Source organism: Gilliamella sp. LMG 34361 (assembly GCF_984569075.1).
Map to the genome: position 1 here is coordinate 1062895 of NZ_OZ474903.1, position 11766 is coordinate 1074660.

Sequence of the window (11766 nt, forward strand, 5' to 3'; positions counted from 1 at the left end):
TGGATAATTAAAATGAATTCAGTTGCTCCTATTGTTGATGTACTACAAGGCAAAATTGCTGTTGGTAGTACTATTTCAGTTCAAGGTTGGGTTAGAACCCGCCGCGATTCAAAAGCCGGTATCTCATTTTTAGCGGTGTATGATGGATCTTGTTTTGACCCAATCCAAGCGGTAATCGAAAAAGACTTACCAAATTATGAGCAAGATATTTTGCGTTTAACTGCTGGTTGTTCAGTAAAAGTGACAGGTAAAGTGGTTGAATCTCCAGGTCAAGGTCAAAAATATGAACTGCAAGCAACGCAAGTTGAAATTTATGGTTTTGTTGACGACCCTGAAACTTATCCAATGGCGGCTAAGCGTCACTCGATTGAATATCTTCGTGAAGTTGCTCATTTACGCGCGAGAACTAATATCGTTGGTGCAATTACTCGTGTTCGCCATACCTTAGCGCAAGCTATTCACCAATTTTTTGATGAACGAGGTTTTTTTTGGCTTTCAACACCAATTATTACAGCCTCTGATACTGAAGGTGCCGGTGAGATGTTTCGAGTTTCAACACTCGATATGTTAAACCTGCCTAAAACAGATAATGGTAAAGTTGATTTTGATAAAGACTTTTTTGGTAAAGAGGCGTTCTTGACTGTTTCAGGGCAACTTAATGCAGAAACTTATGCATGTGCACTTTCAAAAGTCTATACCTTTGGCCCAACCTTTAGAGCTGAGAACTCAAATACTACTCGTCATTTAGCAGAATTTTGGATGATGGAACCAGAAGTGGCGTTTGCCGATCTTAACGATAATGCCAAACTTGCTGAAGATATGTTGAAATATGTCTTTAAAACAGTACTTGACAAACGAGCTGATGATATGCAGTTTTTCGCGCAGCACATTGATAAAGATGCCATTAATCGTCTTGAAAGCTTTATTAATGCTGATTTTGCCCAAGTGGACTACACTGATGCTATTACTATCTTACAAAACTGTGATGCTAAATTTGAAAATCCTGTAAGTTGGGGGATTGATTTGGCGTCTGAACATGAACGTTATTTAGCTGAACAGCATTTTAAAGCGCCAGTCGTTGTTAAAAACTATCCTAAAGATATCAAAGCGTTTTATATGCGTATGAATGATGACGGTAAAACTGTTGCAGCAATGGATGTATTAGCGCCGGGGATTGGTGAAATCATTGGTGGTTCACAACGTGAAGAACGTTTAGATATGTTAGATAAGCGGATGGATGAACTAGGCCTTAAAAAAGAAGATTATTGGTGGTACCGTGATTTACGTCGTTATGGCACTGTACCTCACTCAGGTTTTGGATTAGGTTTTGAGCGCCTCATTGTTTATGTCACTGGCGTGCAAAATGTTCGTGATGTGATCCCATTCCCAAGAACTCCACGTAATGCAAATTTCTAAAATTTGTGCAAATTATCAACTGACTTTGGTCAGTTGATAGCAAAATTCGTATTAACAAAACTTTACAAATGTATAAAAATCAATCAAACGAACACTATTTTAAGCTTAGACATCACGTTTAACGAAAAGTTCACTTGATTTTAATAAATTTTTATACATAATTTACACTACTGTAAAAAGTAAGATGAAAATAATAGTTAAAAACGTTAGTTATAAACATTATTTTTGGATGAATAATCATTGTAACAAAAATGACACAACCCAAAAGAAGTGTCTTTTTAGAAAATAACCATGAGGGTAAGAAATGAAACGTAATCTATTAGCAATCGCTATCCCTGCTCTTTTAGTAGCAGCTGGTGCCAATGCTTCTATCGAAGTATGGAACAAAGACGGTAATAAAGTTGACTTTTATGGCCGAGTAAAAGCAGCTAACCACATTACTGACCGTGGTCAAGCAGATGAAGGTGATGATACTTCAGCTCGTTTAGGTATGTCTGGTCAAACTCAAATCACTGACGGCATTACTGGTTATGGTCGTTGGGAATATGAAGCTAAAGCTGGTAAAAATTCAAGTAACGAAGTTCGTTACGCATTTGCTGGTTTAAACTTTGGTGATGCAGGTTCATTCGACTATGGTCGTAACGACGGTGTGTTAAAAGCTATTACTGCTTATACTGACGTATTACCGGAATTCGGTGGTGACGCAGCAAACAACGATTGGAACGTACTTTCAGCTCGTACTAAAGCTGTTGCGACTTACCGTAACAACAACTTCTTCGGTTTAACTGATGATTTAAGCTTTGCATTACAATATGCTGATAATGGTGATAACTCTCTATATGACGATCGTAAATATGGTTTTGGTTTCACTGATAGCATTAAAGATGACGATGTATCTCGTGAAGCATATGGTGCAAATGTTCAATGGCGTATTTTTGATACAGGTTTAACTGCTGGTGCAGGTTATGCTCAAACTTCAACTAGTCATAATCGTCAAAGTACTTGGGCTGCTGGTATTAAATATGATAACTACAATTTATATTTAGGTGCTAACTATTTCCAAAGTAAAATTAAAAATCTAATGAGATATTCATTAGTAAATCAAAATAATCATGAAACATTATATGAAACATATGTTGATGGTAAAGTTAGAGGTTTTGAATTAGTCGCTCAATATGGTATTGATTTACCAGTTGGTCGTTTAACGCCATCTTTAGCTTATGTTCAACATAAATTTAAATATGATTCAGCTGAATTCGTATATAACAACACTCGTTATATTCGTCATGGAGTAAATTCTCCTTTAACTAAATATGTATCTTTAGGTGCAACTTACGATCTTAACAAAAACTTCAGTGCGATTGTTGAATATAAATTCAACTTGTTAGATCGCAAAGATGTTGGTGCAGCATTAAATACTGAGACTCAACGTGATCGTCACTTAAATAAACCAGGTACTAAAGATGTGTTAGGTGTTGGTTTAATTTACCAATTCTAATCGCTTGATATCTTAAATATCTAAAAAGGCACTTAAGTGCCTTTTTTTTCAGCTATTGAACGTCACATCATCTAAAAAAACATTTTATGCTTAAAAAAATATTATTTTAAGTCATAAAATAGTCATAGTTCGCAGAATAATGTCTTACAAACGTTATTAATCCATAATATTTGCAATAAAAATCTAGTATTTAACAATAATAATAGATATCCCAGTAATAATTTAGTTGCTAGTTAATAGCAGCTATTTATTAGACCAAGAACAAAATAGTTTGTATCTTTTTTATAATAAAATACCTAAGAGGGTAATTAAATGAAACGTAATCTATTAGCAATTGCTATTCCTGCTTTATTAATTGCAGGTACAGCTAGCGCTTCTATTGAAGTGTGGAACAAAGATGGTAATAAAGTTGACTTTTATGGTCGAGTTTATGCGTTAAACTATCTTACAGATCGAAATAATCAAACTGGCGAAGGTGATAAAACTACCGCTCGCTTAGGGATGTCAGGGCAAACACAAATCTCTGATAGTTTGAGTGGTTATGGTCGTTGGGAATATGAAGCAAAAACCGGATCAGATGCTGATAACGAAACTCGTTATGCTTATGCAGGCCTAAATTTTGGTGACTTCGGTTCATTTGATTATGGTCGTAACGACGGTGTATTAAAAACCCTAACTTCATATACTGACGTTTTACCTGAGTTTGGTGGTGATGCTTCAAATAATGATATCTATGCATTAACTGCAAGAACCAAAGCTGTAGCGACTTATCGTAACTCAGATTTCTTTGGTTTAGTTAACGGTCTACGTTTTGCTGTTCAATATGCAGATAATGGGGACAATAGTTCAACTCAATATCTAAATCATCACGAACGTACTGGTCATGACAGTGCTGAAGCTTGGGGGTCGGTAATTGATTGGGATGTATTAGATACAGGTTTATCAATCGGTGCCGGTTATGCACAAACTGGTGGTCATAAAGATGCTAAAGCATGGTCAGCAGGCGTTAAATATGATAACGACAATCTTTATTTAGCAGCCCTTTATATTCAAGGTAAACAAAAATATGGTTGGGACAATGCCTCAACTACCCGTAAGGCTGATGATTTAAAAACCAAAGGTTTTGAATTAGTTGCGCAATATGGTATTGATTTTGATATTGGTCGTTTAACGCCTTCTGTTGCGTATATTCAACACAAAGTTAAAGATGCATCTAGTTTAACTAATGACAGTGGTCTTAAAGGTAATGATTTAGCTAAATATATTGATGTTGGTTTAACTTATGACTTCAATAAAAACCTATCAGCGATTGTTGATTATAAAATCAACTTGTTAGATAAGGATGATATTGGTGCACGTCGTGCTTTATATGAAGATGGTACATTCACTAAATCACAAATTAAAGCAACCGCTAAAGATACTGTAGCATTAGGATTAATTTATCAATTCTAATTATCTTTAAATTTAATAAAAGGCACTTAGGTGCCTTTTTTGCTGTCCTTTTTTTCATCAAATATCGCTTGCGCTTTAATAAATAGTCTGATAAAAATAAATAAATAATAATCAATTAGGACTATTTTGATGCATTATATTACTCGAAAATTACCTGCGAAAAAAAATATTGCTTTAGTGGCACATGATCACCTAAAAGAAGCATTATTAAATTGGTGCATAAAAAATCGTGAAGAGCTTTCACATCATAACTTATGTGGAACAGGGACTACGGGCACATTAATTAAAAAAGAGACTGGGTTAGATATTACGCCAATGCTTAGTGGCCCAATGGGCGGAGATCAGCAAATCGGTGCGCTAATTGCAGAAGGTAAAATAGATATTCTTATATTCTTTTGGGATCCTTTAAATGCCGTTCCTCATGATCCAGATGTAAAAGCACTGCTACGTTTATCAACGGTTTGGAACATTCCTGTTGCCACTAATCAAGCTACTGCTAATGCACTGATACAATCCTCAGTCTTTACAAAAGAAGTTGAAATTGAAATTCCCGATTATCAAGGTTATCTGATTAAAAGAATACAATAAATGCCAATTCCTTCACAAGTTCGTAAAACGGGTAGATATATATTATTACTTGATAATTTGTTTATTGTATTGGGATTTTATGTTGTATTTCCGTTGGTTTCCACACACTTTGTTAGTCAAGTTGGCTGGAGTGCACTATTCGTGGGTTTTGCTTTAGGTTTTCGCCAATTTGTTCAACAAGGGTTTGGTTTAATTGGTGGCGCAATCGCCGACCGCTTTGGTGCAAAACCAATGATTATAACCGGTATGTTTTTGCGGTCAATTGGATTTATTTCAATGGCATTAGCAACTGAACACTGGTTGCTATTAGTTTCTTGTTTGCTCTCAGCATTGGGCGGTTTGTTATTTGATCCGCCTCGAATGGGATTAACAATTAAATTCACCAGACCTCACGAACGAGGCAAGTTCATTTCGCTATTAATGATACAAGATAATGCAGGTGCCGTTATTGGTGCACTTATTGGGGGTATCTTAATAGATTATGATTTTCAGCTAGTTTGTTGGTGTGGTGCTTTTATCTTCTTTCTATGTGGTATTTTTAATCTGATTTTTTTACCGGCTTATCATATTGCAATTGGTAAAGCTCCGATTATTAATGGCATGAAAATGGTTTTGAAAGATAGAAAATTTACCCATTATGTACTTACCTTAACTGGTTATTATGTGCTTTGGGTACAAATCATGTTGATGTTACCTTTAACCATTACTAATGTCTCAGGTAATCCAAGTTATGTAAAATGGATGTACGCTATCCAAGCGACCATTTCATTGATTCTGCTTTATCCCCTGGCACGTTTTAGTGAAAAATATTTTAGGTTGGATCAACGCCTTAAATTTGGTTTATTGTTGATGTCATTTGCTTTTATAATTATTGGCTTTACAACACAATTGTCTATTTTATTATCTCTCATCGCACTTTTTTACCTAGGGGCTATTATTGCAGAGCCAGCTAGAGAGACCTTAGCCACTGTTTTGACTAACCCAAAAGCAAAAGGTAGTTATATGGGCTTTAGTCGATTAGGGCTTGCTTTAGGTGGATTTATTGGCTATACCGGTGCAGGTTGGCTTTATGATATGGCTATTCAAATTGGTTTACCACATTTACCTTGGATTGTACTAACTTTAGTTGGTTTATTAACTTTAGGTTATTTAGAATATTTATTTAAAAATGAACCACCCATGACCAAAGTTAAGATGAGAAAGATTGGCTGATTTCTCCATTTTTAAATAAAATAGCTTCTCCAACAGCTAATTTAGTCCATACTTCGTTTGATGTTAACGGCATGGTTGAAATAATGGTTACGATGTCATTTGGAGTAGTATGTTTTTGAAAATCTATCTCAACATCTTCATCAATTAATTTAGCCTTACCAAATGGTGCTTTACGAGTGATCCAGTGCAAATTAGTTGAACAATAAGCAAATACATATTCGCCATCTGAAAGTAACATATTGAAAATACCAAGTTTGGTTAATTTAATCGCACACTCTCGAATATAATCAAATAGCTCGATATCATTGGTCGGTTTTTGGGGGTATTTTTTATGTAATTGATTGATTAAATAACAAAAAGCATACTCACTATCCGTTAATCCGACAGGCTCAAAAATTCCTGTATCTAATGTTTGATAGTCAGTTAATTGCCCATTGTGGGCGAATGTCCAATTTTTACCCCATAGTTCGCGAGTAAAAGGATGAGTATTTTCTAAAGCAACCCCGCCTCGGTTAGCTTGACGAATATGAGCAATTACTGCTGTTGATTTTATTGGGTATTGTTGAACCAATTTGGCGATAGGTGAAAAACTACAAGGCTGCGGATCTTTAAACGTTCGACATCCTTTACCTTCATAAAATGTTATACCCCAGCCATCTTTATGAGGGCCTTTATCGCCCCCACGTTTGATTAAGCTGGTAAAACTAAAACAAATATCAGTCGGCACATTGGCACTCATACCCAATAATTCGCACATATTAAGCCATCTCTTTTTCAATAAGTAGAATCAAAATATGAATCACTTTAATATGGATTTCTTGAACACGATCAGCATAGCCAAAATGAGGCACACGAATATCAACATCAGCTAATCCATTCATTTTCCCGCCATCTTTACCTGTCAGTGTGATAATTTTCATACCTTTTTGTTTAGCAGCTTCAATTGCTTTAAGTACATTAGCTGAATTTCCTGAAGTTGAAATGCCTAATAATACATCACCTTTTTGTCCAACGCCTTCAATGTAACGAGAAAATATGTAATCGAAACCATAATCATTGCCCACGCATGAGATGTGACTAACATCAGATATAGCAATTGCTGGATATGAAGGGCGGTTATCACGGAAACGTCCGGTTAGTTCTTCAGCAAAGTGCATCGCATCACAATGAGATCCGCCATTACCGCATGAAAGTACTTTTCCACCTTGTTTAAACGAATCAGCAATTAAAATGGCAGCTTGCTGGATTTGTTTAAGGTTTTCATCATTTGAAACGAAATTGGCCAATACGTCAATGGCCTGATTTAATTCGTCTCGAATAGTGTTAATGTACATCAATATTACCTCTATATGTAGACAGCTTTCTTCTTACCATTGTAATTGGTTAATAATAGCTTGCAAGCAATAAAACCAAAATTTCTTATAACGGTTAAACGCTTTGAGCCAAATATTAAAAATTTATAACTTTTTTATCAGATGAATGATGATTTATTAATTTATAACTTTAACAATTACATTTTATAAACAACAAATTTTCAAATAATAACTTTTAAATAATCAACCTTAATAATGCCAGTTATGAACATGCTAATTCCCGGTTTTTGCCAATAGGATAACCTTTTAATTTGTGGTATAATTAAATAAAAATTTATTCACAAAACGTGATAATAAAAATTGCTTCTAGAATCAGTTAATAAGGAATGAATATGCAATCAGTTAAAGGTAAAGTTGCTGCCCCAAAAGCCAAAGTAGCTATTATTGTGGCGCGTTTTAACCAATTTATTAATGAGAGTTTAGTCAATGGTGCAGTAGATGCACTAACGCGTATTGGTCAAGTTGAAGATAAAAACATTACGGTTATTTGGGTACCCGGCGCTTATGAGATTCCTTTGGCGGCAAAAGTTGCTGCTCAATCAAAGAAATATGATGCTATTGTTGCATTAGGTACGGTTATTCGTGGCAGCACAGCTCATTTCGATTTTGTTGCTGGTGAGTCAAGCTCCGGTTTATTAAATGCTAGTTTAGAGTATTCGATACCTGTTGGCTTTGGTATTTTAACGACGGAGAGTATTGAACAGGCAATTGAACGAGCTGGAACTAAAGCCGGTAATAAAGGTGCTGAGGCAGCATTAACTGCACTTGAAATGTTAAATGTTATTAAAACAATTAAGGAGTAATTTAGTGGCGTTAGTTAATCCTCGTCGTCGAGCAAGAGAATGTGCCGTTCAAGCCATTTATTCTTGGCAAATTTCTAGAAATGATCTTGCTGATGTTGAGAGCAGCTTTCTGGCTGAACAAGATATGAAAGGTGTTGATAGCAAATATTTTAGAGAATTACTTAATGGTGTTGCTAAAAATACCGCAGAGTTAGATGAAAAAATGACACCTTACCTAACAGAAAGAACAGTTGATGAGTTGGGACAAGTTGAATTAGCGGTACTACGAATTGCAATTTATGAATTAATGAAAAGACATGATGTACCTTATAAAGTCGTTATCAATGAAGCTATTGATCTGGCGAAAACGTTTGGAGCAGAAGAAAGTCACAAATTTATAAATGGTGTTTTGGATAAAATTGCACCAACAATCCGTACACGATAACTGCCTTTAATTGGGAATAATATGAACGACACTAGCGAAAAAAGTAAGCCCACAATCTTCTATGCCAAAAATAGCTATGCTAAAAATAGTCAATCAAATGTGAAATCTGCAAAAGATAAAGATAATGATCAGCGGAGCAAACGTAAACATGATGGCTTTCGGTCTAATTCTAAAGCAAAACATGATCGAATCGAAACATTTAGACCAAAAACCACAAATAAAACTATAAAATCATCGAAAGCTCGATTTGATTTAACTGATGAACATGATTCTCCATGGCAAAAGAAAGTTCGCGATAACGAACAAACACCTACATTTGGTTACGATGAGTATCGACAAAAAAAAGAAGAGACTTTAGTTTATAGTGAAAACAGTTGTAAAGCGGTATTTAAGCATCGGCGCTCGGCTATTGTAAAGTTATTTATTACCCAAGAAATGACATACCAATTTAAGGATTTAATCAATTGGTTAGTCAAACAACGACTTGGTTATGATGTTGTATCAACAGAGCAAATTACTAAAATAACCCAAACTCCACATCATGGTGGTGTTTGTTTAATTGTCAAAAAACGGATACCGCTCACTTTACTCGATTATTTGCATGAACATGATGATAATGTTCGCGATTGCATCATTGCTATTGACGATGTTAATAATCCTCATAACCTAGGGGGATTAATTCGCAGCGCTGCTTTTTTTGGTGTTAATGGGGTTATTCTGCGTCAAACCAATTTACTTGATAGTGGTTCGGCAATGCGTGTTGCTGAAGGTGGTATTGAAGCAATTGAGCCAATTAAAAGCGATGATTTTATTGTATCTATAGATATATTAAAACAACATGGTTATCAAGTGGTGGCTTTATTACCATGTCAGTTAAAATCCATTACATCAACCGAATTGTCACAGTTCACATTTAAAAATAGAGTAGCATTAGTTATTTTCCAACAAATTAATACAAAATTAATTAATTGTGCTGATAACGTTGTACATTTGAAAGGTAATGATAATATGTCGGCATTAAATATATCTGTTGCAGCAGGAATTGTTTTATCCACTATTAAATATCAATCTTAATTGATATGATTCTAATCATTGGTGAATTTTTTGATGAAGTTAACACTTTTATCTTCTCACTATACTAAATAGCATCAATTGGTTAGAAAATGATTGTTTTTTCTGTACATTAGTATCCAGTTTTTAAATGTATTGGTAATTATTATGTCATCAAAACATCAAGTTGGTTTAATATTTGGTAAGTTCTATCCGTTACACAGTGGTCATATCTATCTTATAGAAAAAGCGTTAACGCAAGTTGATGAATTACATGTAATGCTTGGTTGTGAAGAAACACGCGATAAACAACTGTTTGAAAAAAGCCATCTTCCTAGACAGCCACAAGTTAGCGACCGTTTTTCGTGGTTAAAAGAGACCTTTAAAGATAGACATAATATTCATATCCATATTTCTGATGAAGCTGGAATTAACTATTATCCTAATGGTTGGCAAGATTGGAGTGATAGTATTAAACGGATTTTATCCGAACACAAAATTGAACCTTCGGTGGTGTTTACCAGTGAACCTCAAGATGTTAAAGAACATGAACGCTATTTTGGTTGTCGAGTTGTTGTTGTCGATGCTGAACGTGAATTCTTTAATATAAGCGCAACTAAAATTCGAGAAAATCCTTATCAAAACTGGTCTTTTATTGCAAAGGCAGCTAAACCATTTTTCATTAAAAAAGTCGCAATTATCGGACATGATAAATTTAATGAATTACCTATACAATTAGCCAATATTTATAATACACAGTATGTCTCTAATGGTTATGTAAATTATATTCAACGAGAAATTTCAACACCAGAAAATAAACGTTACTTAAGTGAAAATGATTATCTAAGAATTGCAATGTTACAAGTAGAGAGAATAACTAAAGCTGTTGAAAATGCTAATAAACTCCTCTTTACTTCTATTGATTTTGGAACATTAGCTAAGTACTATGATCTAATTTTTGGTAAATCTAATGAAGTTCTAAATGGATTAAAAAGTAGTTATCAATTTGATTTAATTGTTCATGAAAACCAACTACCTGCAAATTCCACCCCTTTACAACATTTTGAAATTGTTTCTAAAATGGTTGACTCATTATTGATTTAGCTTATCACATTTAAGTTAGCTTATGCTAAAATGAGCTAACTTTTTGTGATAGGTGAATTTTTATGTCTCAATCTTCTCAGCCGAATGAAGACCAAGATAAAATTGATTTTGGTTATACACAAGTATTAAAACAAGATAAAGTAAAACGTGTTGCAGAAGTTTTTCATTCTGTCGCAGATAAATACGATATCATGAATGATTTAATGTCATTTGGTATTCACCGGATTTGGAAAAAAATTACTATTGAGTATAGTAGTGTTAGAAAAGGGCAAAAAGTTCTCGATCTTGCAGGTGGAACCGGAGATTTAACGGCTAAATTCTCTCAGATTGTTGGTGATGATGGTTTAGTAGTATTAGCCGATATCAATGAATCGATGCTTAAAGTAGGTAGAGACAAGTTACGAAACAAAGGTCTATTTAAAAATATTGAATATGTACAAGCAAATGCAGAAGAGTTGCCATTTGCTGATAATTACTTTGATTGTATTACTATCTCATTTGGTTTACGAAATGTGACCGATAAACAAAAAGCGTTACAATCCATGTGGCGAGTATTAAAACCAGGTGGACGCTTATTAATTCTAGAATTTTCAAAACCTCAATATCAAATTTTAAATAAAGCCTACGATCTTTACTCATTTACCATGTTGCCGTTAATGGGCAAGATTGTGGCTAATGATTCAGATAGCTATCGATATTTAGCTGAATCTATCCGAATGCATCCAGATCAAAAAACATTGAAAAAAATGATGGAAGATGCTGGATTTGTCGATGTTAAATATCACAATATGACAGGTGGTATTGTCGCTTTACATACTGGTTTTAAATTTTAATGTGATAAAAAAT

Annotated in this window: 12 protein-coding genes; 10 read left to right on the forward strand and 2 right to left on the reverse strand. The window is 34.4% G+C overall.

From position 1 onward, the window contains the following. Positions 1–12 precede the first annotated feature (12 nt). The 5 genes from asnS (at position 13) to mdtH (ending at position 6166) form a co-directional block, all read left to right on the forward strand. Complete coding sequence (asnS, locus tag AC5LXI_RS04960; protein WP_493443783.1) at positions 13–1416, forward strand: asparagine--tRNA ligase; 1404 nt, start codon at positions 13–15, stop codon at positions 1414–1416. A 304-nt stretch (positions 1417–1720) separates the two neighbouring features. Then, entirely contained in the window at positions 1721–2914 is a 1194-nt protein-coding gene (locus AC5LXI_RS04965) for a porin (protein ID WP_493443784.1), read from the forward strand. Positions 2915–3226: 312 nt separating this feature from the next. Next, positions 3227–4366 (forward strand): porin, encoded by a 1140-nt coding sequence (locus AC5LXI_RS04970; RefSeq protein WP_493443785.1) that lies wholly within the window; start codon positions 3227–3229, stop codon positions 4364–4366. Between the two features lie 129 nt (positions 4367–4495). Then, entirely contained in the window at positions 4496–4954 is a 459-nt protein-coding gene (locus AC5LXI_RS04975; protein ID WP_493443786.1) for a methylglyoxal synthase, read from the forward strand. Continuing rightward, on the forward strand, positions 4955–6166 hold the full coding sequence (gene mdtH / locus AC5LXI_RS04980; protein WP_493443787.1) for a multidrug efflux MFS transporter MdtH: 1212 nt from the start codon (positions 4955–4957) through the stop codon (positions 6164–6166). On the opposite strand, the gene AC5LXI_RS04985 is transcribed toward mdtH, so the two are convergent. Together AC5LXI_RS04985 and lpcA are read right to left on the reverse strand one after the other, a co-directional pair. Beyond that, the gene (locus tag AC5LXI_RS04985) at positions 6144–6923 is read right to left on the reverse strand and encodes a class II glutamine amidotransferase (protein ID WP_493443788.1); all 780 of its coding nucleotides are present in this window, start codon (positions 6921–6923) and stop codon (positions 6144–6146) included. The genes mdtH and AC5LXI_RS04985 overlap by 23 nt on opposite strands. 1 nt (position 6924) lies before the next feature. Further along, complete coding sequence (gene lpcA, locus AC5LXI_RS04990) at positions 6925–7500, reverse strand: D-sedoheptulose 7-phosphate isomerase (protein WP_493443789.1); 576 nt, start codon at positions 7498–7500, stop codon at positions 6925–6927. A 371-nt stretch (positions 7501–7871) separates the two neighbouring features. Between lpcA and ribH the strand changes: the two genes are divergently transcribed. The 5 genes from ribH (at position 7872) to ubiE (ending at position 11753) form a co-directional block, all read left to right on the forward strand. Further along, entirely contained in the window at positions 7872–8342 is a 471-nt protein-coding gene (gene ribH, locus AC5LXI_RS04995) for a 6,7-dimethyl-8-ribityllumazine synthase (RefSeq protein ID WP_493443790.1), read from the forward strand. A 4-nt stretch (positions 8343–8346) separates the two neighbouring features. Further along, positions 8347–8766 carry a transcription antitermination factor NusB gene (gene nusB / locus AC5LXI_RS05000; protein WP_493443791.1) on the forward strand — a complete coding sequence of 140 codons (420 nt, stop codon included), beginning with the start codon at positions 8347–8349 and terminating at the stop codon, positions 8764–8766. A gap of 21 nt (positions 8767–8787) precedes the next feature. Then, on the forward strand, positions 8788–9840 hold the full coding sequence (locus tag AC5LXI_RS05005; protein ID WP_493443792.1) for a TrmH family RNA methyltransferase: 1053 nt from the start codon (positions 8788–8790) through the stop codon (positions 9838–9840). A gap of 144 nt (positions 9841–9984) precedes the next feature. Further along, positions 9985–10920: a multifunctional transcriptional regulator/nicotinamide-nucleotide adenylyltransferase/ribosylnicotinamide kinase NadR gene (gene nadR, locus AC5LXI_RS05010; RefSeq protein ID WP_493443793.1), complete on the forward strand. Its 936-nt coding sequence runs from the start codon at positions 9985–9987 to the stop codon at positions 10918–10920. A gap of 62 nt (positions 10921–10982) precedes the next feature. After that, positions 10983–11753 (forward strand): bifunctional demethylmenaquinone methyltransferase/2-methoxy-6-polyprenyl-1,4-benzoquinol methylase UbiE, encoded by a 771-nt coding sequence (ubiE, locus tag AC5LXI_RS05015; protein WP_493443794.1) that lies wholly within the window; start codon positions 10983–10985, stop codon positions 11751–11753. The last annotated feature ends 13 nt before the right edge of the window (positions 11754–11766 follow it).